This is a genomic window from Corallococcus sp. AB049A (assembly GCF_003668885.1).
In the GTDB taxonomy this organism is placed as follows: domain Bacteria; phylum Myxococcota; class Myxococcia; order Myxococcales; family Myxococcaceae; genus Corallococcus; species Corallococcus interemptor.
The window spans coordinates 1-22,654 of the sequence record NZ_RAWL01000059.1; the positions used below are offsets into that span (position 1 = coordinate 1).

General features: G+C 70.1%; 19 protein-coding genes and 1 pseudogene. 10 read left to right on the top strand and 10 right to left on the bottom strand.

Annotated features, from left to right (window positions below):
• From D7X55_RS09155 to D7X55_RS09165, 3 genes and pseudogenes are all read right to left on the bottom strand, one after another.
• Positions 1 to 387: pseudogene (locus D7X55_RS09155) on the bottom strand (IS21 family transposase); the annotation flags it as partial.
• A gap of 257 nt (positions 388 to 644) precedes the next feature.
• Positions 645 to 1,046, bottom strand: coding sequence for a hypothetical protein (locus D7X55_RS09160; protein ID WP_199746913.1), 402 nt, complete (start codon positions 1,044 to 1,046; stop codon positions 645 to 647).
• Positions 1,047 to 1,195: 149 nt separating this feature from the next.
• A complete protein-coding gene (locus D7X55_RS09165) occupies positions 1,196 to 1,936 on the bottom strand; it encodes a glucose 1-dehydrogenase (protein ID WP_121722838.1) in 741 nt (246 codons plus the stop codon).
• An 84-nt stretch (positions 1,937 to 2,020) separates the two neighbouring features.
• On the opposite strand from D7X55_RS09165, the gene D7X55_RS09170 reads away from it, so the two are divergent.
• Complete coding sequence (locus D7X55_RS09170; protein ID WP_121722839.1) at positions 2,021 to 2,416, top strand: helix-turn-helix domain-containing protein; 396 nt, start codon at positions 2,021 to 2,023, stop codon at positions 2,414 to 2,416.
• A gap of 47 nt (positions 2,417 to 2,463) precedes the next feature.
• Here the strand turns inward: D7X55_RS09170 and D7X55_RS09175 are convergent, their stop codons facing one another.
• Complete coding sequence (locus D7X55_RS09175; RefSeq protein WP_407921762.1) at positions 2,464 to 3,312, bottom strand: carbohydrate-binding module family 20 domain-containing protein; 849 nt, start codon at positions 3,310 to 3,312, stop codon at positions 2,464 to 2,466.
• 252 nt (positions 3,313 to 3,564) lie between these two features.
• On the opposite strand from D7X55_RS09175, the gene D7X55_RS09180 reads away from it, so the two are divergent.
• The 3 genes from D7X55_RS09180 (at position 3,565) to D7X55_RS09190 (ending at position 8,632) form a co-directional block, all read left to right on the top strand.
• On the top strand, positions 3,565 to 6,636 hold the full coding sequence (locus D7X55_RS09180; RefSeq protein WP_121722840.1) for an aminotransferase class I/II-fold pyridoxal phosphate-dependent enzyme: 3,072 nt from the start codon (positions 3,565 to 3,567) through the stop codon (positions 6,634 to 6,636).
• Positions 6,637 to 6,660: 24 nt separating this feature from the next.
• A complete protein-coding gene (locus tag D7X55_RS09185; protein WP_121722841.1) occupies positions 6,661 to 7,959 on the top strand; it encodes an acetamidase/formamidase family protein in 1,299 nt (432 codons plus the stop codon).
• A gap of 109 nt (positions 7,960 to 8,068) precedes the next feature.
• Positions 8,069 to 8,632, top strand: coding sequence for an SRPBCC family protein (locus D7X55_RS09190; protein ID WP_121722842.1), 564 nt, complete (start codon positions 8,069 to 8,071; stop codon positions 8,630 to 8,632).
• A gap of 10 nt (positions 8,633 to 8,642) precedes the next feature.
• On the opposite strand, the gene D7X55_RS09195 is transcribed toward D7X55_RS09190, so the two are convergent.
• The 4 genes from D7X55_RS09195 to D7X55_RS09210 form a co-directional block, all read right to left on the bottom strand.
• Entirely contained in the window at positions 8,643 to 9,851 is a 1,209-nt protein-coding gene (locus D7X55_RS09195) for a serine hydrolase (RefSeq protein ID WP_121722843.1), read from the bottom strand.
• A 17-nt stretch (positions 9,852 to 9,868) separates the two neighbouring features.
• Positions 9,869 to 10,498, bottom strand: coding sequence for a 2OG-Fe(II) oxygenase (locus tag D7X55_RS09200; RefSeq protein ID WP_233609735.1), 630 nt, complete (start codon positions 10,496 to 10,498; stop codon positions 9,869 to 9,871).
• A gap of 73 nt (positions 10,499 to 10,571) precedes the next feature.
• On the bottom strand, positions 10,572 to 11,510 hold the full coding sequence (locus D7X55_RS09205; protein ID WP_121722845.1) for a RimK family alpha-L-glutamate ligase: 939 nt from the start codon (positions 11,508 to 11,510) through the stop codon (positions 10,572 to 10,574).
• 28 nt (positions 11,511 to 11,538) lie between these two features.
• Positions 11,539 to 12,126 carry a hypothetical protein gene (locus D7X55_RS09210; RefSeq protein ID WP_120547769.1) on the bottom strand — a complete coding sequence of 196 codons (588 nt, stop codon included), beginning with the start codon at positions 12,124 to 12,126 and terminating at the stop codon, positions 11,539 to 11,541.
• A gap of 158 nt (positions 12,127 to 12,284) precedes the next feature.
• Between D7X55_RS09210 and D7X55_RS09215 the strand changes: the two genes are divergently transcribed.
• Entirely contained in the window at positions 12,285 to 13,628 is a 1,344-nt protein-coding gene (locus D7X55_RS09215; RefSeq protein WP_121722846.1) for an erythromycin esterase family protein, read from the top strand.
• Here D7X55_RS09215 and D7X55_RS44570 read toward each other — a convergent pair.
• Positions 13,625 to 14,101 (bottom strand): DUF6496 domain-containing protein, encoded by a 477-nt coding sequence (locus D7X55_RS44570; protein WP_306437718.1) that lies wholly within the window; start codon positions 14,099 to 14,101, stop codon positions 13,625 to 13,627. The genes D7X55_RS09215 and D7X55_RS44570 overlap by 4 nt on opposite strands.
• Before the next feature lie 90 nt (positions 14,102 to 14,191).
• Between D7X55_RS44570 and D7X55_RS09225 the strand changes: the two genes are divergently transcribed.
• Positions 14,192 to 16,285, top strand: a complete 2,094-nt coding sequence (locus tag D7X55_RS09225) for a WD40 repeat domain-containing protein (protein ID WP_121722847.1) — start codon at positions 14,192 to 14,194, stop codon at positions 16,283 to 16,285.
• Here D7X55_RS09225 and D7X55_RS09230 read toward each other — a convergent pair.
• A complete protein-coding gene (locus D7X55_RS09230) occupies positions 16,260 to 17,375 on the bottom strand; it encodes a hypothetical protein (RefSeq protein ID WP_120547772.1) in 1,116 nt (371 codons plus the stop codon). The two genes, D7X55_RS09225 and D7X55_RS09230, sit on opposite strands and share 26 nt — an antisense overlap.
• Positions 17,376 to 18,022: 647 nt before the next feature.
• Between D7X55_RS09230 and asnB the strand changes: the two genes are divergently transcribed.
• Genes asnB through D7X55_RS09250 form a run of 4 tightly spaced genes read left to right on the top strand, consistent with a single transcriptional unit; the run spans position 18,023 to position 22,652 of the window.
• Complete coding sequence (asnB, locus tag D7X55_RS09235; protein ID WP_120547773.1) at positions 18,023 to 19,975, top strand: asparagine synthase (glutamine-hydrolyzing); 1,953 nt, start codon at positions 18,023 to 18,025, stop codon at positions 19,973 to 19,975.
• Positions 19,972 to 21,096 (top strand): FAD-dependent monooxygenase, encoded by a 1,125-nt coding sequence (locus tag D7X55_RS09240; protein WP_120547774.1) that lies wholly within the window; start codon positions 19,972 to 19,974, stop codon positions 21,094 to 21,096. The genes asnB and D7X55_RS09240 overlap by 4 nt, the downstream gene beginning before the upstream one ends.
• The gene (locus D7X55_RS09245) at positions 21,097 to 22,182 is read left to right on the top strand and encodes an acyl-CoA dehydrogenase family protein (RefSeq protein WP_120547775.1); all 1,086 of its coding nucleotides are present in this window, start codon (positions 21,097 to 21,099) and stop codon (positions 22,180 to 22,182) included.
• On the top strand, positions 22,179 to 22,652 hold the full coding sequence (locus tag D7X55_RS09250) for a PaaI family thioesterase (protein WP_121722848.1): 474 nt from the start codon (positions 22,179 to 22,181) through the stop codon (positions 22,650 to 22,652). The genes D7X55_RS09245 and D7X55_RS09250 overlap by 4 nt, the downstream gene beginning before the upstream one ends.
• Positions 22,653 to 22,654: the final 2 nt, after the last annotated feature.

Sequence of the window (22,654 nt, forward strand, 5' to 3'; positions counted from 1 at the left end):
CCGCACGCCCTGGGCCTTGCGCAACTGCCGCACCATGCGCTTCACGGCCGAGTAGCTCGCCGCGAAGCCCTCCACCTCCAGCCGCAGCCTGTCGTGGATGGCGCGTGCGCCCACCCCCTGTCCGAGCAACGTTTCCACACGCTGCTGCCACGCCACCAGTGACGAGGTCTGCTGCGGTGGCAGCTTCGACGGCAAGTGCACCTGCACCAGCGCCTTGAGCACCTCCAACTCGGGCACCTCGTCCTCAGGGCCCTCCAGCACCCCGGCCGCCGAGAGCGCCGCGCGGTACGTCCTCTCGGTATTCGGGCCCATGCCCAACAGCCGTGCCACTTCGCGCGCACCCGTCCCCATGCGGTGCAGCCGCACCAACTCTCTCAACCTGTCCATGTCGACTCTCCGGTAGCTCATCCGCGCGCGTCCCTGGCCGCACCGCGGGGGCGGTGCTCGTGGACGCGCGAGAATGCACGGGATGACTGGCCGGGTAGGCGCTCAGCCCACCTACTGGCCGCGTTTCTTCCAACCAGCTCCAGGGTGAACGGACCGCCGCCCCAGTTGCTCCGCGCTGCGATCCGCTTGGCCGACCCCGTCGCGATCCGCTTGGCCGCCCCCGCTGTGAACAGCTTGGGTGACCCGACTGCGATCCATTACCCCGGCCCGTCACAGCCGACGAAGAACGCCCAGTCATCTGACTGGACCGTGACGCCCGACCCCTTCCGCCAGGCAGTGACCTCCGCCTTCCAGGCCGCGGCGCCGCCTCGCAGGGGGAACGCACGCGTGACCGCGAGCCGGTGAACCTGTTCATGGTCACGCAGGAGGCTGCGATTGACCGCTTCGACCTCACCGGGCTTCGCACGCAGGCGCAACTCCGCCGCCTTCATGGCGCCGTCCTGGCGGTACAGCGTGGACAGGTCCTCCACCACCAGCCAGCGCTCGACCAGGGCGAAGTAAATCAGCAGGACCGGCGGAAGCGTCCCGTCCCGGGCGTGTTTGCGCCAGGCCTTCACCCGGCCATCGTCCTCGGGTGAGGGTGCGCGCAGCGGCATCACTCCGCCACTGCGCTCCGGGAGGGCACCGGCTTCCGCCCAGGACCAGTCCTCCGCGCGGAAGGGAGGAAACCGCGATGCCGCGTCGAGCCCGCACGGAGGCTCCGGAAGAACTCCCGTCCCGATGATGGGCACCGTGGAATATCCCTGTGTCAGACCGCCATGACTCCGCCATCCACGAAGAGCTCGACGCCCGCGACGAAGCGGCTCTCGTTCGACGCCAGGAACAGCACCGCGCTCGCGACCTCCTCCGGCTGGCCGAGCCGTCCGAGCGGTGTCAGCTGTTTCAGTACGTCCTCCATCCCCGCGTTGCGCTGGAGGTACGTCTGCATCGCGGGCGTCTCAATGACCCCCGGTGAGACCACGTTGACGCGGATGCCCCGGCTCTTCAGGTCGGTCGTCCAGGTTCGCGCGAGGGAGCGGATCGCGGCCTTGGTCGCGTTGTAGACCGACAGGGCAGGGAAGCCTCTGCTGCCACTGGCCGACCCGGCGAGGATGACCGTCCCTCCGTCGGTCATGAGCGGCAGCGCCTTCTGCACGGTGAAGATCATGCCCTTCACGTTCGCGCTGAACACGCGATCGAAGTGCTCCTCGTCAATCTCACCGAGCGCCCGGGTCTCGGAGATTCCCGCATTGGCGAAGACGACATCGACCCTGCCGTGTTCGCGCTGGATGCGCTCGTAGAGCCGGTCGAGGTCGGAGAGGTTTCCAACGTCCCCCTGGATGCCAACGGTGGCACCCCCGATTTCGGTGACTGCCTCGTCGAGCCGCTCCTGCCTCCGCCCGGTGACGTAGACCCTGGCCCCCTCCGCGGCGAAGGCCCTGGCGGTCACGAGCCCGATGCCGTCACTTCCGCCGGTGACGACCACGACTTTGTCTTTGAAACGCGTCATCTGGATTCCTCTCCTTCAAGGATGGCGCGTTCAAGGTATCCGTTGCATACCTAGGTTCAAGAGCGTACCTTGAGCATCCCAGGTATGCCGCGCGATACTGAAGACGAACGCATCTACCGAGCCGACTGCCCCACCCGGCCAATCCTCGACCAGATTGGCGACAAGTGGTCGATGATGGTCCTTGCCGTGCTCGTGCCCGCGCCGAGGCGGTTCAACGCCATCAAGCGACAGCTCGAGGGAATCACCCAGCGCGTGCTGACGCAGACGCTGCGAAAGCTCGAACGCAACGGGATGGTCCGCCGCCGCGTCCTCGGCGGTTCGCCGCCGGGCGTCGAATATGCGCTCACCCCGCTGGGCAGGTCGCTCCAGGAGCCGTTCGCGGTGTTGTACGACTGGACCCTCGCGCACATCGACGCGATCCAGGAGCACCAGGAAGCCTACGACCGCGAGGCGGTGGCCGCCGCTCGCGACTCGGACTGAGACGGCGGGCCCGGTTTCCAGGCCCGCCGCGAGTCCGCCTCAACGGCTCAGCGCCACGTGTCGTTCACGGTGGAGGTGCCCATGGCCGGCGTCGACAGGGTGCGGTTGGCGCCGCTCTCCCAGGTGACGTTGTTGGCGGCGTCCTTCTTGATGAACTTGTACTCCACCGCCGTGGAGCCCGGCAGCCCGACGGCCGCGCTCCACGTGGGGTAGTTGGCCGCGGACAGCAGGATGGCGCTGGCCGGGCTCCAGCTCCCCAGCGCGGCGACGCTGCCCACCACGTACACGTTCTGTCCCACCACGGTGCTCGCCGTGACGTTGAACGTGACCGTCGCCCCGCTGGTGGACGTGGTGACGGAGAGCGCGCTGCTGGCCGCGGACGTATTGCCCGCCGCGTCGCGTGCCTTGACCGTGTAGCTATAGGCCGTGTTGGAGGACAGCCCGCTGTCCGTGTAGCTCGTGGACGTGGGCGTGCCCACCTGTGTGCCATTGCGGAACACCTGGTAGCCCGTCACGCCGACGTTGTCCGTGGACGCGGACCACGTGAGCGTCACGGAGCGGTCCGTGCGCGTCGCCGCGAGCCCCGTGGGAACGGACGGCGCCGTGGTGTCCACGCGCAGGAACGGATACGTGCCCGTCACCGGGCCGTTGATGTCCTCGATGTACTTGCCACCCTCCAGCCGGTACTTCCCCGCGCCCACCTTCGCGTGGTGCGAGTAGTACGTCACCAGATCGTCGTGCGGCATGGGCGCGCCCGACGGCAGGAAATAGGTGTAGTTCGCCGGAGGCGACTGCTTGATCTGGATGACCTGCGCGTCATACGCGTAGCGGATGGGGCCGCCCACCGGTGTCGCGTTGTATTGGGTCAGGTCGTAGTACGCCCAGAAGTTGGGCATGTGATTGTGATACACGTGCGCGGCGGCGATTTGAGCCTTTGCCGGTGGCGCGTGTAACAGCATGACGGCGAACACCGCGAGCAAGGCCCGTTGCGACTGTCTTTTCATGGCGCCTGCTTACGGATGTTTGACTCGGGCTTTCCCATGTAAACTCGGAATGACAATCTGTAAATCCGTACTGCGATGCGTCAGGCATTCGCGCAAAGGCTGTCGTTGACAGAGGGGGAGCGGGCCCGGACAGTCAGCCGCGCCATGGCCACCTATCCCGCGTCAGCCCGTGAAGCCTTTGTCCAGTTGCGTACGCTTTCGGAGGCGCTGGCCCGGCCGGAGGAGCGTGCCCAGGCGCTGGCGGAGCTGCGGGAACTGGCGGAGCTGGCGCGCGACAAGCCGGAGGGCGCGCCGCTGCGCCTGGCGTCGGTGGTGGTGGCGGTGGGCGCGTCGCAGGAGCGGCTGGAGTTGCTGATTCCGCCGTCCATCTTCGCCCCCGAGGCGTGGGCCTTCACGTTCCTGGAGGGCCTCTTGAAGGTCCCGCTGGACGAGTACGCCGGCAAGCAGCTGGTGGAGGTGGGCTCCGGCTCCGGGTGGATCTGCATCGCGCTGGCGAAGTTCACGGGGCTTCAGCGCATCCGGGGGTTGGATCTGAACCCGCAGGCCCCGGCGGTGGGGCTCTGCAACGCGTGGCTCAACGGCGACGAGCAGCTGGTGTCGCGGCTGTCCTTTGGTGAGAGCGACCTGCTGCTCGGCGAGCCGCAGAAGCCGGCGTGGGATTTCATCGTCGGGTGCATCCCCCAGGTGCTGCGCGGCGACGAGCTGCCCGCGGAGCTGGCGCAGGCGGATGCGCAGGCGCTGTTGGACCTGTCCAACTACACGTCGCTGCAGAACGTCTACGAGGATCACTTCGGCCTGGGGCTCATCGCGCGGCTGCTCAACGAGGCGCCGGAGCGGCTGTTGCCGGGAGGCCGGTTGCTCCTGAACCTCGCGGGCCGTCCGGGCCGCGCCATCATCGCGCGGATGTTCACGCGGCGAGGCTTCACCACCCGCGTGCGCGTGGCCCGGCGCGTGATGCAGGCGGCGGACACGGACATCCGTCCGCTGGTGTCCCTGGAGCAGCGCACCGGGCGCGAGTTCGAGTTCTTCATGGAGGCCCACAGCCCGGAGCCCCTGCGCGCGGCGACGGCGCTGGGCTGGCTGCAGGCGGGCCACCCCATCTGGCACGAGGTGGCGGTGTGGGAAGCGCACCTGTCGCTGCCCCGGGAGACGCTGGCCCTGCGCGCCGCGCTCCGCTCGCTGGGCGTCGCCGCGCTCCAGGAGGAGCTGGACCTGGGGGCGGTGTCCGCGGAGCAGCTGGGCTTCGTCACGGCGCTCGCGGAGCGGCTGTCGCAGGCGCCGTATCTGCCCTACGCGCACGAGTCCGGTGACGCGTCCTTCCGCAGGCTGGTGGCCCGCTACCTGGACCGGCACTTCGGCCTGAGGTTGTCGGAGGACTCGCTGTTCGTCGCGCCGGAGCGGGAGCAGGCCGTCTATTCGTTCCTGCTCGCCACGTGCGACCCCGGGGACGCGGTGCTGGTGTCGCGCAGCCTGCATCCGCTCTACGCGCGAGCGCTGGACAAGGCGGGCGTGCGCGCCACGGTGACGCACAACACGCTGGGGGAGATCCGCCGCCTGCTGAGCGCCTTCGACGTGAAGGCCGTGCTCCTGACGGTGGAGCCGGGCGAGCGCACCAACCTGGCCGTCCTGCGCGACATCGTGGCGGAGGCCGCGCGGCGGGGCATCTGGGTGGTGCTGGACGAGAGCGCCTTCTTCAACATCACCGGGGAGGTGGAGCCGCGCACGCTGTTCGAGTTCCTTGCCCGGACGCAGCACGCGCCCAACCTGGTCATCCTGTATGGCCTCATCAAGAACGCGGTGTGGCCGGACCTGGAGCTGACGCTGCTGCTCCCCGTGCCGGAGCCGCTGCGCGTGGACCTGGAGGTGGCGGCGGAGGTGACGTACTCGCGCATCAGCGTCCTGGCGGAGTGGTTCTACGAGCGCACCTTCTCCGAGCTGCTGGCCTTCCGCATGGCCTTCGCGGAGCCGGAGCCGCCCTCGCCGCACCGGGTGCCGGAGGTGCCGCTGCCGCGCTCGCAGCGCATCGCGCGGCTGGCGGAGCTGCCCGCGTTCGCGCCGAAGTTCTTCCGCGAGGACGACCCGGAGCTCGTGCGCCTGGACTACGGCGAGAACGAGGGCCCGCTGCCGCTGCCGCTCGTTGAAGGGCTCATCGCGGCGGGCGTCGCGCCGCGCTCGGACGGTGCGCAGACGGGGCTGTCGGAGGCCGTGGCCGCCTTCCTGCTGGAGACGCGAGGCGCCCGCTATGCCCCCGAGGACGTCGTGGTGGCGCCCGGCGTCTGGCCGCTGATGCACCACCTGGGCGTGGCGCTGCGCCAGCGGCTGGGCCGGGGGCCGCGCGTGTTCCTGGTGACGCCTTGTTACGGCGTGCTCGCGCCCACGTTCCTCGCGGCGGGGTGCGAGGTGGAGTCCGGCCCGCTGGGCACGCTGCTGTCGCGCCGCACGCGGGGTGGGACGCCGGACGCGGTGGTGCTGTCGCAGCCGGCGAACCCCACGGGGCACTACCTGTCGCACGAGGAGTTGATGGCGCTGGCGACGTTCGTGGTGGAGCAGCGCTGCCTGTGGATCTCCGATGAAATCTTCGGCCTGGTGAACCTCACCAACCCCACGGCGGAGACGGTGCACAGCCCGGTGACGCTGGAGGGCGCGGTGCCCGGCATCGGCGCGAGGACGGTGCTGCTGGGCGGCCTGTCGAAGGAGTTCGCGGCCGGAGGCCTGCGCGTGGGCTGGCTGGCCACGAAGGACCGGGCGCTGGTGACGGCGCTGCGGGACAGCGCCCCGGGTGTGCTGCACACGCCGACGGCTCGCGCGGCGGCGTACCTGTACGCGGCCCACGCGCGGGGGCCGGATGGCCAGTTGCTCTATCCCGCGCGGCACAAGGCCTTGAGGAACTACCTGGCGCGGATGCGGAGGGAGCTCGCGGAGAAGCGGGCGCTCATCGCGGAGGCGCTGCCCGACGACGGACGGGCGGAGGCCACCGAGGCGGGCGGCCTGTTCCTCGCGCCGCCGATGACGGCGTGGCTGGGGCGCTCGGTGGACGGGGTGAAGCTCACGCCGGAGAACCTGCCGCGGATCATCTACGAGCACACCCACGTGGTGCTCAACGGCGGCGCCTGGTGCGGCGATCCGGAGCGCGTGCGCGCGGTGTTCTCCATCCCGAAGGAGAAGGTGTTGAAGGCCCGCGACCGCCTGAGGGCCTTCGGCCAGCGGCTGCGCTGATCCACCACTACACTGCGCCGGCCCATGCTCCGCTCCCTCTGTGTCCTGCTCTGCTGTCTGCCCGCCGGTGCGCTCGCGGCCTCCGAGTCCTGGCTCGTGACGACCGACCTGTGGGGCAACCCGGCCTATCAACTCCTCACGCTGGAGCGCGACGGGAAGAACCTCTCCGGAGAGTTGGATGGGGACGCGTTGAAGGGGGCGCGCACGGGCAACGCCGTCCACTTCGTCGTCACCGATTCGCGTCAGAAGACCTATGTCTTCGACGGCAAGGTGAGCGGCGGAACGCTGCGCGGCACCGCGGACTACCCCGACAGCAACAACCCGAAGGCGCGGGCGTCCCATGCCTTCTCCGCGCGGTTGCTTCCGTCCCGGCCCTCGGGGACGCCGCGTGTGCATGACTTCACGCCCACCTCCTGGTCCAACGAGTTCACGGCGCACCGAGCGCCGGTGCTGACCGTCTGGCCGGGCGACACGGTGCGGACCTCGACGCTCGACTCCGGGGGCATGGACTCCAAGGGCGTCACGCGCGCGCTCTTCGGCAATCCGCAGACAGGCCCCTTCTTCATCGCCACCGCGAACCCGGGCGACACGCTGGCCATCCGGATCCGCCGCCTCAGGTTGAACCGCACGTTCGCGGACAGCCTGGATGGCATCGTGGGCCGGGCCCTCACGACGGGCCTTGCGGCGAAGGCGACGGAGCTGGGCAAGCCCGTGCGCTGGAAGCTCGACGTCGAGCGCGGCGTCGCGACGCCGGAGACCCCGACGGAGCGCCTGAAGGCCTTCACCGTGCCGCTGCGGCCCATGCTGGGCGGCCTGGCGGTGGCGCCCGGCTTCGGCTCCGCGCCCCTGTCCACCGGCGACACGGGCCGCTACGGCGGCAACATGGACTTCAACGAGGTCGTGGAGGGTACCACCGTCTACCTCCCCGTCGCGCAGCCCGGGGCCCTCCTGTACCTGGGCGACGCGCACGCCGCGCAGGGCGACGGTGAGACGTCGCAGTACGCGCTGGAGACCTCCATGGACGTCGAGTTCACCGTGGACGTCCTGCACGGCAAGCCGCCGCCCTCCACGCCCCGCGTGGAGTCCCCCACGCACCTGATGGCGCTGGGGCAGGGCGGCTCGCTGGATGACGCCCTGCGCTCCGCGACGCAGGGGCTGACGCAGTGGCTGGAGCAGGACTACGGGCTCACGCTGTCGGAGAGCGCCCAGGTGCTGGGCAGCTCCGTGCAGTACGTCGTCGCGAACCTCGCCGGGCGCAGCGTGGGCGTCGCCGCGAAGCTGGACAAGGCGCGGCTCCAGGCCCTCCGGCCCACCGTGAAGTGAGCTGTAGGCCCGGGTAGGCCCCGGGGCGGGAAATAGGGGCGGAAATGCCGTGTCGATTCCGCGGCCCCTCGTTCGACGTGGAGCTGAACCCTCGAACCTGGAGCCCTCCATGGCCATCAAGCTCGCCATCGCCGCCCTTGTCCTCGTCGCCGCCCTGGGCGCCTTCGTCGCCACCCGGCCGGACCACTTCCGCATCGAGCGCAACGCGCACGTGGCCGCGCCCCCGGCCACCGTCTTCGCGCTGATCAACGACCTGCACCGCTTCGACACGTGGAACCCGTTCCGCTCCGAACCCGCCCCCGGCGTGACCAAGTCCTGGGATGGGCCCAACGAAGGGCCGGGCGCCAGCTTCTCCTATGCCGGCGGTGAGTCCGGGGATGGGCGCCTGACCATCCTGGAGAGCCAGCCCGGCGAGCGCGTCGTCATCAAGCTGGAGTTCTTCAAGCCGTTCGAGGCCACGAACCAGGCCACCTTCACGCTCACGCCGGAGAACGGCGGCACCCGCGTGAGCTGGGCGATGGAGGGCGAGAACACCCTGATGGGCAAGGTGATGTCGCTCGTCGTGAACATGGACACGATGCTCGGCAAGAACTTCGAGCAGGGCCTCGCGAACATGGACGCCATCGCGCGAGGCGCTGCCCCGGCCTCCGGCGCGAGCGCCCAGGCGCGCTGACGCGCGCGCCTCAGTCCTCCAGCGCCCGGTAGGCGCCCTTGGAGAACGCCATGGCCAGGGCCTCGTCGTCGGGGCCCTGCGCCCTTCGCTGGACCATGAGGATGGCCGTCAGGTCCTGCCGGGGATCGACGAAGAACATCGGGCCGTAGCCGCCCGCCCAGCCGTAGCGGCCCGCGGTGGGGGAGACGCCATCCGGCTTCGTGCACACGGCGCCGCCGAAGCCCCACCCGGATGCATCCCAGAAGCCGGGGAAGAAGGGCGAGGCGGCCTTCGTCTCCTCCGGAATCTGATCCGTCAGCATCTCCTGGAGGTTCGCGGAGGACAGCAGGCCCTGGCCCCCGCTCAGCAGCATCCGGCAGGACGCGAGGATGTCATCCGCCGTGGACACCAACCCGCCCTGGCCACCTCCGGAAGGGAAGGCGGGAGGCCGCGACCAGAAGCTGTCCGCCGGGGTGTCCCACGCCTCCAGCCTCCCCGTGGCCTCGTCGAGCCCATAGGCCGTCGTGAGCCGATCGAGCTTCTCCGTGGGCACGACGAACGCCGTGTCCTTCATGCCCAGCGGCGCGAAGAGCCGCTCGCGCAGGAAGTCGTCGAAGGGCCTTCCCGAGGCCCGCGCGACCAGCACGCCCAGGACCTCGTAGCCGGTGTGATAGGCCCACCGCTCTCCGGGTTGATGACGCAGCGGCAGCGAGCCCAGCCGCCGCATGAACTCATCGGGCGGATCCGTGAGCATGTGGAAGCCGGGCTCCACCCGGGCCTCGGCCATGGCCCGCTGGATGGGGTGCGTGCCGGGAGGTGCCATCACCGCGCCCAGGCCCCAGCGCAGCGTGAGCAGGTCGCGCACGGTGATGGCGCGCTTCGCGGGGACGGTGTCGTCCAGCGGCCCGTCGGGCGTGCGCAGGACGCGGCGGTTCGCCAGCTCCGGCAGCCACGCGTCCACGGCGCCGTCGAGCGGAAGCGTCCCGTCCTCCACGAGCATCAGCGTGGCCACCGCCGTGATGGGCTTCCCCATGGACGCGAGGCGGAAGAGGCTGTCCCGCCGCATGGGCGCATCCGAGGCCGTGAGGCCCTGCGTCCCCAGCGTGTCGACGTGCACGGTGTCCCCGCGCGCAATCAGGGCGACGACGCCGGGCAGGTCGCCGCCCTCGACGTGGCCGCGCAGGGCGGAGGTCACTTCGGCGAGCCGTGGCGCGGAGAGCGTGGCGGAGCGTGGGGGCATGGCCCCGAGTCTAGCCCTCAGCGCTTCGCGAGGATGAACGCCGTGACGGAATAGCGCTGGTGGCCCCGGGCCTCGGACGTCCACTCGGTCACCCGGTGGGGAGCGCCCTTCGCGCGGAAGATGAACACCGAGTTGAAGAGCGGCGGGACGCGCATCATGTCCGCGTCCACCTCGGGATGCCGGAAGGTGAGGACGCCGCCGAAGCGGTCCTCCCACGGGCGCGTGAAGTTGTAGACGACGGCCAGCCCCTCCTCGTCCGTGTCCCGGTGCTCCGGAAAGAACTCGCCCACGTCCATGCGCGACACCTGCACCTGGCGCGTCTCCAGCGGTTCAGGCCAGCCCACCAGCGCGGCGTGGAAGGCCGCGCCATCCGCGCTCTGGAGCCACGCGCAGAAGTCCGTCAGGGCGGAGGGGGCCTGCTGCTTCAACGGCGCGATGTGCAGCGGATAGGGCCCGTGGTGGTGGCGCACGAAGTGCGCGTCGCGCAGGGCCTGGTGCAGGGCCTCGGCGCGCTCGGGGAGGAGCGCGTCCCGGAGGCAGAGGTGCGGCACCCGCCCGCCTTCGATGAACTCCTGGCGGAGGGTGGCGTGCAGTGCTTCGGAGACGGAGGCCAGCCGCGTCCAGCCCGCAGCGGACGCCGGGAACACCTCGGGCTTCGCGGCCGGGACGGGGCCGAACAGGCTGTCGGCGAAGTCCGGGATGAAGAACCCGCTCGGGCGCTCAGGCCTTGGAGACGAGGTAGCTGGCGAGCCGGGTGATGACTTTGCCGTCGCGCGGATCATCGAAGAACGAGATGGCGGGGGTGGGGTTGAATTCGAGCGCCACGAAGGCGCCGTCCGGGGTGCGCCGCAGGTCCACCGCCGTGAAGACCATGCCCAGCGCCCTGGCTCCCTTGAGGCACACCTCCCAGGCTGCCTTCGGCAGGCGGGCGGGCTTCACGCGGTGCAGGTTCTGCCGCGCGTCCACCACGCCGTCGGTGGGGATGTGGAACGCGGACACGGGCTCGCCGTCGAGCACGTAGGCGCGGAACTCGTCGCCTTGGATCTGCTCCTGGAACAGCACCGGGCAGTTGGCGAGCAGCTGGAGCCGCTCCTCGGTGAGGTCCGCCTCCCCCACCTTGCGCACCAGCGCGCCGCCGCCCAGCGGCTTGTAGACGACGGCCCCGTGGCGCGCGACGAACTCGCGCACGGCGTCCGGCGAGGCGGAGGCGAGGGTGCTGGGGACGGGGATGCGATGGCGGCGCAGCAGGGCCAGCTGGTGCAGCTTGAGGTAGTGCAGCTCCACCGCCTCCATCGGATTGACGAACGAGCCGCCGCGCCGGTGGAGCGAGCGCAGCACGGAGTGGAGGAACGACTGGCGCTCCCGCTCGGCGAGGTATTGCTCCTGCCAGCGCGGGAAGTTGCGCTCGGACAGGGCCTCGGGCTCGGGGACCGGGAGCGAGAGGCGCACGAGCTTGATGTAGAACGAGCGCAGGTCGCTGAGACATTCACCGTCCCAGTGAACCTCGCCGTCCTCCCAGGACAACGCGGCGGAGTCCGGGACCCGGTCCGTTTCCAGGACGACGGCTCGCGCGCGGCGCCGCTCCACCGCTTCGGCGACGAAGCGGGTGGCGTCATCCGAGCGCGAGCCGATGACCACGACCTTCTTGCGAGACGTCATGGGAACCGTGACTTCGCCTGCCCGGTGTTCAGACCGGGCTGTCCATCTTGACCTTCACGATGCCGCCATCCAGCGGCTTGAAGTCCGGCAGCTTCAATCCACCAGTCGGATCATCCATGCGGATCTTCACGCGGCCCTCGTCCGGGAGCTTGAAGTCCGGCAGCTTCGAGCCGCGCGTGGGGTCATCCATCATGACCTTCACCATGCCGCCGTCCTGAGGCGGCTTGAAGTCCGGCACCTTGAGGCCACCGGTCGGATCGTCCATGCGGATCTTCACGCGGCCACCGTCCGGCAGCTTGAAGTCCGGCAGCTTCGAGCCACGGGTGGGGTCGTCCATCATGACCTTCACCACGCCGTTGTTCTCCCGAGGCTTGAGGCCCACGCCCTTGCCGCCCACGAACTTGTCCGCGAGCTCCCGGGCCTTCGGGGTCAACTTGACCTGCTCGAAGGCGTCGCGAAGCTGGTTCTTCTGCTGGGGGCTCAGCTGGGCCGCGTCGGCGCCCTGGAGCGCCTTCTTGAGGGCCGGGGCGCCCACCGCCTTGCCAGCAGTGCTGGCGGTCTTCAGCGCGGTCTGGAGCGAGGAGACGAAGCCCGTGGGGGATTTGATCTGGGTCATGAAGATTCCTTTGCGAAGGTTATCGTCTGACCCAGGCAGGAGTTGCTTGGTTCTCTGAAGATGAGAGCTCCCGTAGGGCAGGGCGCTGCCTGCCCGCCTGCTGCCTTCCGTCAGTCTGTGTACGTCCCAACCTTTGAAGAGAAAGGGGAGGACACGTCATGGCGCACCGAGACGACGGACTGCTGGTGCGGGCGCTCGCGGAGTCCGTGCGGCCCCTGCGGGGGACCCGGGAGGACTTCGATCCCCTGATGGACCTGGTCGGTGAGGCGCAGTGCGTGCTGATTGGCGAAGCGACCCACGGTACGCACGAGTTCTACCGGCTGCGAGCGCTCCTGACGCGGCGGCTCATCGAGGAGAAGGGTTTCAACGCCGTCGCGGTGGAGGCGGACTGGCCGGACGCGTACCGCATCAACCGCTACGTGCGCGCCATGGGCACCGACGCGGATGCGGTGGAGGCGCTCTCCGACTTCCAGCGCTTCCCCGCGTGGATGTGGCGCAACGCGGACGTGCTGGACTTCGCGGGCTGGCTGCGGACGCGCAACGACCGCCATTCCGCGCGTGAGAAGGTCGGGTTCTACGGGCTGGACCTCTACAGCCTCCACGCCTCCATGGGCGCGGTGCTGAAGTACCTGGAGCAGGCGGACCCAGAGGCCGCGAAGCGCGCCCGGCACCGCTACGCATGCTTCGAGCACTTCGGCGAAGACCCGCAGGACTACGGCCACGCGACGTCACTGGGACTGTCGCCGGATTGCGAGCGGCAGGTCATCGCGCAGCTCCGCGAGCTGCAGCGGGAGCGCGAGTCGCTGCTGCACCGGGACGGGCAGCTGGCGGAGGACGCGCAGTTCGAAGCGGAGCAGAACGCGAGGGTCGTCCAGAACGCGGAGGAATATTACCGGTCCATGTTCCACGGGCGCATCTCGTCCTGGAACCTGCGTGACACGCACATGGCGGACACGCTGGACACGCTGCTGGGGTTCCTGACGCGGCGGTCGAGGCACGCACGCGTCGTCGTCTGGGCGCACAACTCGCACGTCGGGGACGCGCACGCGACGGAGATGGGCGAGGCGGGCGAGGTGAACCTGGGGCACCTGACGCGCCAGCGGCATCCGGGAGCAACGCGGCTCATCGGCTTCAGCACGTACCGGGGCACGGTCACCGCGGCCTCCAACTGGGGTGGGGCCGCGGAGCGCAAGAAGGTCCGCCACGGGCTGGCGGGCAGCTACGAATCGCTCTTCCATCAGGTCGGGCTGCCAGGCTTCCTGCTGGACCTCCGGGAACTGGGCGAGGCCACGGGAGCGCTCCGCGAGCGGCGCCTGCAGCGGGCCATCGGCGTCATCTACCGGCCCGACACGGAGCGCATGAGCCACTACTTCCACACCCGGCTGCCGGACCAGTTCGACGCGCTGCTCCACATCGACGAAACGCGAGCGCTCGAACCGCTGGAGCGAACCACCGGCTGGGAGCAGGGCGAAGCACCGGAGACCTATCCCACGGGCCTCTAGCCGCAAGGGCCCGAGGCGCGAACGCTGCCTACGCGTGGTGCCCAAACGGACCACGCCCTCCGGAGGCGAACCGAAAAAACCTGTCCGACAGTCGGACAGGTTTTGGATGACCGGGTCGGGCGGGGGGCCACGGGAATATCAAGGGCCCTGGCGCTTCCGTGCAGCGGTCTTGGCCTGTGCGGACAGTGCCTGCTTGGAGGCTTGCGCTCCTTCTGGCCCACCTCCAGGTCCTGCTTCGCCGAGCGCCTTGTTCTCGCGGAGGCCTGCTCCTTCTTCGGTGTCTTCAGCGGTACGCCCGCGCGGCGCGCCTTCGACAAACCGATGGCGATGGCCTGCTTCGTGGACCGTGCGCCGTGCTCGCCTTCGCGGATGTGCTCCATCTCTTCGCGCACGAACTCACCCGCCGCGGTGCTGGGGCTCTTGCCCTCGCGCAGGTCCTTCTTCGCTCGAACCACGGTCGCCTTGTCGGGCATGGCTTCCTCTCATTCGGGTTACGGTCCTGGCCCAGAGGTGCGGATGCTCCGCGCCCTGGCAAGCCGTGCCCCGGCTCCGGAGGGTGCTCCATGCGGTGGTGGTGTCTCGCGCTGTTGCTTGCTTCCTGTTCCGCGCATCGCTCCTCCGGCAATGGCGCGCTGGACGCCGCGAACACTCGCGACCTGCGCGCCCGCATCCTCGAGGCCCGGGGCGAAGCGGCCACCGAGTCCTCGCAGTGGAGCGTGGCGGCGGCTTCGTTCGCGCTGGCCCGGACGTCGCGGGACTCGCCCGGCGCGCAATGGGGACAGGCCCGGGCGTTGGACCGGGCCTCCACGCTGCGCTGGTCGAAACACATCCAGGGGTCGGTGCTTGCCCTGGCGTTCACTCCGGACGGCCGGATGCTGGCGTCCGGGCACTATGACTCCGTCGTCCGGCTCTGGGACGTGGAGCGCGGTGACCTGCTGGCCGAACTGAAGGGCCACACGGCCGAGGTCCACGCCGTCGCCTTCTCTCCGGACGGCCGCTGGTTGGCTTCCGCGGGAAGGCCCGGCGAGCTCCGGATCTGGGATTGGCGCCAGCGCCGGGAGCACGCGGTGATTCCGGGCCACACCGACGTCGTGCTCGGCCTGGCCTTCTCTCCCGACGGCGGACGGCTGGCCTCTGGCGGCCTGGACCATGCGGTCCGCGTCTGGGACCTCGAGACCCGCGCCGAGTTGCTGCGCTTCCAACATGACGACAACGTCATCGACGTCACCTTCTCCCCGGACGGCAAGCAGCTGCTGTCCACGAGCGCTGACCGGAGCGCCCGGGTCTGGGACCTGGCGTCACGCAAGGAGGTCCACCGCCTCCTGGGGCATGAAGAGAAGGTGGAGGCGGGCGCGTTCTCCTCGGATGGACAGCGCATCATGACCGCGGCGGGCGACCGGGCCGTGCGCTTCTGGGACGCCCGCTCGGGCCAGCTCACCGACGTGTTCCGCAACTCCGGCAACGTCTCCGTGGCCGCCATCGACGGCGCGTTCCAGCTTCTGGTCCAGGGTGGATGGGATGGGCGTGTGCAACTTGTGGATGGGCGTGGGGGCGCGCTGCTGGAGCGGATGGATGCACATCACGCGGCGGTGATGAGCGTGGCCTTGTCTCCGGACGGGCGCACGTTCGCTTCGGGCGGGATGGACGGCGTGCTCGACGTGTGGCGCCGGCCGGACGTCCCCGCGGAGGTGCGGGTTCACGGCCCTGGCGGCTGGATGGAGGCGATTGCGTTCTCCCAGGACCGGGAGCTGCTGGCCGGCGGTGAGGGCGGATGGTGGCGGTGGCGCATCGCCGAAGGAACGGACCTCCACTCCGAGCCGGGCGGCACGGAGGCCGCCGTGTCCCTGGCGGTGAGCCCGGACCGCGAGCGCATCGCGGTGGGCACCCTGAAGGGAAAGGCGCTCGTGCTGGACGCGCGCTCGGGGCGGGTGCTGCTGGAGTTGCCCGGGGTGAAGGGCTCCGTGCGCGCGGTGGCGTTCAGCCCGGATGGGGCGCTCGTCGCGGTGGCGGGCGACCCGGACATCCAGCTGTGGTCCGTGGCCGATGGCACGCCCGTGGGACTGCTCCAGGGACACACCGGCAAGGTCTGGACCCTGGCCTTCGACAGCACGGGGCGCAGGCTCGCGTCGGGCAGCACGGACAAGACGGTGCGGACCTGGGACGTGGAGCGGCTTCAGCCCCTGCTGCGGCTCGACATGGGCGAGCCCGTGCGCGCCGTGGCCTTCACTCCGTCCGAACCCCACCTGGTGACGGCGGGGCTGCGGCAGCCCATCCGCGTCTGGGACGTGACGGCGGGCCGGCTGTTGAAGACGCTGGATGAGAAGACGGTGGGCGTGCTGGCCCTGGCCGTGTCGCCGGGGGGCCGCTTCCTGGCGTCATCAGGGCTGGAGCAAGTGGTGAAGGTCTGGAGCCTGCCGTCCGGAGAACCGCTGGGGATCCTCGCGGGACAGCAGGGCTTCCTCGCGGCCCTGGCGTTCTCTCCGGACGGCGCGTTCCTCGTGTCCGCGGCCTCCGACCGGACGCTCCAGTGGTACCGGTTCGACCCCCTCGCGCATCCGCCCCAGCCCGGCGTGGACGTCAACGCGCTCCTGCGCCGCTACGGGCTCGCCTGGGACGAGGCGCGGTTCCGCCTCACATCAGCCGCAGGAAGCGATTGAGGTCTCGGAACAACCAGAGGGGATTGCCGTACCACACGGCCCTCTCCAGCACCGCCGCCCAGACGACGAGCCCCAGCCTCACCGCCGACGGCCAGCGCGGAGCCCGCAGCACGCCCACGGACAGGGGCACCAGCATCAGCGCGGAGGCATGCCACCAGTGGCGCGTGTCGATGACCGCGAGCACCACGCCCAGCCCCACCGACGCGGTCACCAGCCCGTCCGACCCGCGCCAGGAGAGCGCCAGCACCGCCGCGCTCAAGCCCATCACCAGGGCCACCGTGCCCGGCTCCCCCAGGATGGAAGGCGTCGCCGCGTCCGTCTGGGCCGCCAGCGGCGCCATCCACAGGAACGTGCGCACGCAGAGGAAGCCCGCCGCCGCCACACCGAACAGCGTGACCCACGGCCACTGACGCACCGGCCGTCCACGCACCACGCGCCACAGCGCCACCACGCCCACCGCGATGAGGACCAGCGCCCGGTAGTGCAGCAGCGCCGCGAGCGCCAGCCAGCGCAGCGCCACCACCGGCCGGTCCTTCGCCAGCGCCGCCAACGCCAGCACCCCGCAGACGAGCCACGCGCCGTCGTACTGGCCATAAAGCGCCAGCCGCATCAGCACCAGCCAGCAGAGAAACCCGACCGCCCAGCGGCCTCCCGCCGGTTGCCCGTCCAACAGCCGCAGCACCGCGTAGAGCGCCACGTGCGCGAAGACGAGCAGGTACAACAGACACACCTGACCGAAGGCCTGGGGCGTCATGGGCACCCACTCGCCCACGAGCGCCAGCGGCAGGAAGAGCACCAGCGCGCCGGGCGGATACACGTACGGCACGTCCAGCCACTGGTCGATGGCCTGACGGTAGGGGATGCCCTCGCGCAGCTCGCCCAGCGGCGCGGTGTAGAGGGCCTGGAGCCCCCGGTGCAGTCCCACCCAGACCACGTACGGATGGCGCACGTGGTCCGTGTAGCCCTCCTTCAGCGTCCCCAGCGACGTCACCCCGGACAGGGGCACGGCGGACAGCAGCAGGAGCGACAGCAGGGTGAGCAGCCCCCACCGCGCGGCGGGGTGTCGGACGAGGATGCCGGGGCCTTCCATGGGGGGCGTAACAAACCCCGCCCGGGGCCCGCGCTCAATCCTCGTGGGCCCTCCTTGAAGGAACGCCTCACGGGGCCGTCACGCCCGCTTCACGTCTCCGGCACCGGGTGGTGGATGTCTGTGTATGGGCTGGGCTCTCAAGACAGGCGTTATCTGCCGTGGGCTTCACGTCAGGCGATATCTGCCCCAATGGCAGGCGTTAAATGCCGTAAGCCCTCGCTCCCGGGGCTGGGTGGCGAAACAGTCCAGTGTGGGCGGATTGAACTTGTTAAAAAGCTTGTTACGAGATTTCTGCTATCGATTTGTTTTTGATGATGTTATGTCCAATGTCCGTCGGTCGCGGTGCGTCCATCCGCCGTCAGGACCGCCGTGGGCCGGGTTTCAGAGGGGGAATCATGGGTAGAGACTGTCGCGGTACCGGAAGCACTCGATGACCGCCTGAACAACTTCCGCTGGACCGGGGCATGGCTGAGCACGCGCCAGTTCCTCCAGCGGGTTGCAATCCATTGACAGAAAACCCGTGGCCGGTCTGGACGTGATTCCAGGACGGACCGCCATGGGCTCCGCCAGCCTCGAAGGCCCTTTCCCGGGGGCCCGCGTGCGCTGGCGCTGACGGACACATATCCATTGAAGGAAGCGGCCCTGCTATGTGCGGATTCATTGGCGTCTACCAGCGTTCCCCCTCCGGCTTCGACGAGCGCAGCCTCATCACCGCGCTGACCACCCTCCACCACCGTGGCCCCGACGAGCGCAGCCTGTGGCATGACCCGGCCGGCCGCGCGGTGCTGGGCCACGTCCGGCTGAGCATCATCGGCCTGGACAACGGCCGTCAGCCCATCGTCGCGGACGAGGGGGACATCGCGCTGGTGGTCAACGGCGAGCTCTATGACCACGAGCGGATCCGCCGCGAGCTCCAGGCGCTCGGCTGCCACTTCAAGACGGAGTCCGACAGCGAGATTGCCCTGCACCTGTACCGCCGCTCGGGCCTCGCGGGCCTGAAGCAGCTGCGCGGCGAGTTCGCCATCCTGCTCTTCGACCGGCAGCGCCGCCTGATGCTGGCCGTGCGCGACCGCCTGGGCATCAAGCCCATGTTCTACGCGCAGCACCGGGGCGCCTGGTACTTCGCGTCGGAGGTGAAGGCGCTGCTGGCCGCGGGCGTCCCCGCGGAGTGGGACGAGCACGCGTACGCGAGCCGCGCCTTCTACCTGCGCGACCACACGCTCTTCAAGGGCGTGAAGAGCGTGCAGCCCGGGTGCTGGGTGATGGCGGACAGCGGCGGCCTGCACCACGGCCGCTACTGGGACATGGAGTTCGCCCGCCAGGACGCGCCGGACCCCGCGGACGAGCAGGGCATGGTGGAGGCCATCCGCGCCGCGGTGGAGCAGTCCGTGCGCCTGCGCCTGCGCGCGGACGTGCCCATGGGCGTCTACCTGAGCGGCGGCATTGATTCCTCCGCCATGCTGGGCGTGGCCACGCAGCTGTCCGGGCAGCCGCTGGACGCGTTCAACCTGTCCTTCACGGACATGGATGACTACGACGAGAACAAGTTCGCGCGGCTGGCCGCGGAGCACAACGGCGCGCGCTTCCACACCGTGGCCGTGTCCCAGGACGACCTGGCGGACCACTTCGAGCAGGCGCTCTGGCACAACGAGACGCCGTTCTTCAACGCGCACGGCGTGGCCAAGTACATCCTCAGTGAGACGGTGCGCGACGCCGGCATGAAGGTCGTCCTCACCGGCGAGGGCGCCGACGAGGTGTTCGCCGGCTACCCGCACTTCCGCCGCGACATGCTGCTCTACAACCCGGAGCGGCAGGACCCGGCGCTCGTCACCAGGCTGCGCCAGCGCATCCAGGAGAGCGAGAACGGCTACGTCCAGCCCGACATGCCCCAGGACATCCACTGGATGGTGCAGCAGCTGTCCCATGGCGTGTCCTGGCTGGACAACCAGGCCGGCTGGTTCAAGGCGCTGGAGGCGCTCTACCGCCCGGACTTCCGCGAGCAGTTCGCGGGCAGCGACCCCTACCGCCAGTTCTACGACCGGTTGGATCACCGCAACCTGGAGGGGCGCGACCCCGTCCACAAGTCCATGTACCTGTGGGCCAAGTCCTACCTGCCCAACTTCGTGCTCACCACGCTGGGTGACCGCATGGAGATGGCCCACAGCATCGAGGGCCGCGTGCCCCTGCTGGACCACCACGTGGTGGAGCTGGCGTGCCAGATGCCCGTCTGGATGAAGGTGCGCGGCTCCACGGAGAAGTACGTCTTCCGTGAGGCCATGCGGCCGTACCTGCCGGACGCCCTCTACAAGCGCAAGAAGCACTACTTCCGCGCGCCGCCCGCCACGCTCCAGCAGAAGGGCCGGCTGTACCAGCTGGTGCGCGACGTGCTGAACGGCTCGGAGCTGGACGCGCTGCCCTTCTTCGACCCCGCGCGGGTGCGCGGCCTGCTGGAGAAGCTGCCCACGCTGAGCGCGCATGAGCAGGGCCTGCTGGACCCGATGCTGATGGAGCTGACCAGCCTGTGCCTGTTGCAGAACCGGTACTCGCTGCGCGCCTCCAGCAGCCAGCCCCTGTGGAGCGCCCGCGAGGAGGCGGCATGAGGGTCGCCATCATCGGCGCGGGCCTCAACGGGCTGGCCTGCGCCGTCATGCTCAAGCGGCTGGGCGTGGACTGCGTCGTCTTCGAGCGCGGCACGGGGCCCCGGGACTCCGGGACGGGCATCTACGTCTGGCCCCAGGCCATGCAGGTGCTGCGCTTCGTGCTCAAGGACCGCGCCTTCCTCTCCCGGGGGCAGCCCATCGAGTTCCTGGACACGCACGACAAGCACGGGCAGCTCATCCACAGCCAGCCGGTGCGCCCGGCCGGGATGGGGCTGCCCGCGCCCGCGATGATGTTCCTGCGCACGGAGCTGTTCCGCCTGCTGGCGGACCGCCTGGACGAGGACGACATCCACTACGGCATGGGCTGCGAGTCACTGGAGAACGTGGGCGACCAGGTGCGCCTCACCTTCACCAACGGCCACCGCTTCGACTTCGACCTCGCGGTGGGAGCGGACGGCGTGTCGTCCACGACGCGCGCCTTCGTCAACCCGGGGCTTACGCCCCATGACACGGGCCTCGTCGCCAGCCGGGGCGTGGTGAACTTCGACTCGCCGCTGCTGCACTCCGACCGCTGTCAGATCTTCACGTCGCGGCACTCGCGCGTGGTGACGTACCCGCTCAACAAGGCCACGTCGCTGCGCTACTGGTTCGCCGCCTACCAGCACCGGAACCAGCCGCTGCTGGACCGGCAGGGGCTGCTGGAGCTGTTCGCGCCGCTGCCCCAGGACCTGCTGCGGATGATGGGCCAGACGCCCGAACAGGACATCCTCACCCACAAGCTCAAGGCGCTGACGGGCGAGGGCCGGTGGTTCCGGGGCCGGGTGGTGCTCCTGGGTGACAGCATCCACGCGATGCTGCCCACCCTGGGCTACGGGCTGACGCTGGGCCTGGAGAACGGCTTCATGCTGGCGCAGGCCCTGGTGGGGCACTGCGACGCGGACCTGGAGGCGGCGCTCCAGCGCTACGAAATCCGCGCCGCGCGGCGCTCGCGGGAGATGCTCCAGGTGATGGACGACTTCACCCGGCTCTACTACTTCGAGCCGGAGGGAGAGGTGTCCCCCGCGAGGCTCGCGCCCATCGTCCAGCGCTTCCAGCAGCTGGCCCAGAGCACGGTGTTCTAGATGGACTCCAGGACGGACGACTTCCGGGGGCGGGTGCGCACCTTCGTCAACGACCAGGTGCGGCCCCATGTGGACGCGTGGGAGCGCGAAGGGGCCTACCCGCTGGAGCTCTGGCGGCAGGCGGGCAGGGCGGGCCTGCTGTCGCTGGGGCACTCCCCGGAGGGGCTCCCGGACGACCCGGGCGCGCTGGCGGTGCTGGTGGAGGAGCTGACCCTGGGCGGCGCTCAGGGCATCACCATGGGGCTCGCATCGCACTTCGTCAGCCTCAAGGCGGTGCAGGGCGCCGACGCGGCGGTGGCGGCCCGGGTGGTGCCCTCCGTGCTGAGGGGCGACCAGAGCATCGTGCTCGCGCTGACCGAACCGCAGGCCGGCTCGGACCTGCGCGGCTTCGAGTGCCGTGCCGGACCTCATGGAGATGGCCACCGGCTCACCGGCGACAAGCGCTTCATCTGCAACGGCGGACGCGCGGACCTGCTCCTGGTGGGTGCGCTCCTGGATGGGGCCCTGGCGCTGTTCCTGGTGGAGGGCAACGCGCCGGGCCTGAGCCATGAACGCCTGGCGTGCCTCGGCTGGCGCTGCCTGCCGCTCGCGGCCCTGCGCTTCGAGTCCACGCCCGCGCGCCTCCTCATCCACGGCCGCGAGGCGGGCCGGCTCCTCCAGCAGTGTCTGCAACAGGAGCGGCTGAACCTGGCGGTGATGGCCCTGGCGTCCGCGGAGCTGGCCCTGCGCGACACCGTGGAGCACTGCCGCACGCGGCGCGTGGGGCCGGAAGCGCTGCTGGACAAGTCCGTGCTGCGCCAGCGCCTGGCGGAGCGGCACTCCGAATTGAGCGTGGCGCGTGTCTTCGTGGAGCAGGCGGTGCGCTGGCAGGCGGAAGGACAGCTCACCGCCGCGCGGGCCGCCATCGCGAAGAACACCGCCGTGGATGTGCTGGAGCGGGTGGCCCACGACGCCGTCCAGCTGCACGGCGCGCACGGCTGCGTCGAACCCTCGCGCGTGGAGCGCATCTACCGCGACGCGCGCCTGCTGGGCATTGGCGGCGGCGCCCGGGAAGTCATGCTGGACATCATCGGACGGACCCTGTGACGAACGACACGACGACGGACCTGAGCGAGCACGCCCAGGCGCACTCCCGCGCCCTCCTGGAGCACGCCTACCAGCGCTACTGCGGCCTGGAGCTGCTGGAGCAGCGCCCCGGCTTCTGCAAGTGCCGCCTGCGCGTCACGGAGGCCATCGACAACCTCAGCCACACGCTGCACGGTGGGGTCATCTACTCCATGCTGGACGTGGTCAGCATGCTGGCCACGCTGCCCACGCTGGGGCCGGACGAGTACGCGCTCACCAGCAACTTCAACGCGATGATGCTGTCCGCCACGCCCCTGGGCACGGTGGTGGAGTTCGAGGCCACCGTGCTGCGCGGCGGCCGCAACGTCATCTTCACCCAGAGCCACGCCTGGAAGCTGGCCGCGGACGGCGCGCGCACGCAGGTGGCGTCCGCGCAGCTGAGCAAGCTGCGCATGCGTCACGACTGGCAGACGAACACCCGCAAGGGCTGAAG

What these genes read in the sequence shown, in the direction of transcription:
- D7X55_RS44570 (WP_306437718.1), bottom strand. Translation starts at nt 14,101, where the DNA reads ATGCCCGACAAGGCGACCGTGGTTCGAGCGAAGAAGGACCTGCGCGAG.
- D7X55_RS09185 (WP_121722841.1), top strand. Translation starts at nt 6,661, where the DNA reads ATGCTCCGCTCCCTCTGTGTCCTGCTCTGCTGTCTGCCCGCCGGTGCG.
- D7X55_RS09245 (WP_120547775.1), top strand. Translation starts at nt 21,097, where the DNA reads ATGGACTCCAGGACGGACGACTTCCGGGGGCGGGTGCGCACCTTCGTC.
- D7X55_RS09195 (WP_121722843.1), bottom strand. Translation starts at nt 9,851, where the DNA reads ATGCCCCCACGCTCCGCCACGCTCTCCGCGCCACGGCTCGCCGAAGTG.
- D7X55_RS09225 (WP_121722847.1), top strand. Translation starts at nt 14,192, where the DNA reads ATGCGGTGGTGGTGTCTCGCGCTGTTGCTTGCTTCCTGTTCCGCGCAT.
- asnB (WP_120547773.1), top strand. Translation starts at nt 18,023, where the DNA reads ATGTGCGGATTCATTGGCGTCTACCAGCGTTCCCCCTCCGGCTTCGAC.
- D7X55_RS09190 (WP_121722842.1), top strand. Translation starts at nt 8,069, where the DNA reads ATGGCCATCAAGCTCGCCATCGCCGCCCTTGTCCTCGTCGCCGCCCTG.
- D7X55_RS09205 (WP_121722845.1), bottom strand. Translation starts at nt 11,510, where the DNA reads ATGACGTCTCGCAAGAAGGTCGTGGTCATCGGCTCGCGCTCGGATGAC.
- D7X55_RS09230 (WP_120547772.1), bottom strand. Translation starts at nt 17,375, where the DNA reads ATGGAAGGCCCCGGCATCCTCGTCCGACACCCCGCCGCGCGGTGGGGG.
- D7X55_RS09210 (WP_120547769.1), bottom strand. Translation starts at nt 12,126, where the DNA reads ATGACCCAGATCAAATCCCCCACGGGCTTCGTCTCCTCGCTCCAGACC.
- D7X55_RS09175 (WP_407921762.1), bottom strand. Translation starts at nt 3,312, where the DNA reads ATGCCCAACTTCTGGGCGTACTACGACCTGACCCAATACAACGCGACA.
- D7X55_RS09215 (WP_121722846.1), top strand. Translation starts at nt 12,285, where the DNA reads ATGGCGCACCGAGACGACGGACTGCTGGTGCGGGCGCTCGCGGAGTCC.
- D7X55_RS09180 (WP_121722840.1), top strand. Translation starts at nt 3,565, where the DNA reads ATGGCCACCTATCCCGCGTCAGCCCGTGAAGCCTTTGTCCAGTTGCGT.
- D7X55_RS09170 (WP_121722839.1), top strand. Translation starts at nt 2,021, where the DNA reads ATGCCGCGCGATACTGAAGACGAACGCATCTACCGAGCCGACTGCCCC.
- D7X55_RS09240 (WP_120547774.1), top strand. Translation starts at nt 19,972, where the DNA reads ATGAGGGTCGCCATCATCGGCGCGGGCCTCAACGGGCTGGCCTGCGCC.
- D7X55_RS09165 (WP_121722838.1), bottom strand. Translation starts at nt 1,936, where the DNA reads ATGACGCGTTTCAAAGACAAAGTCGTGGTCGTCACCGGCGGAAGTGAC.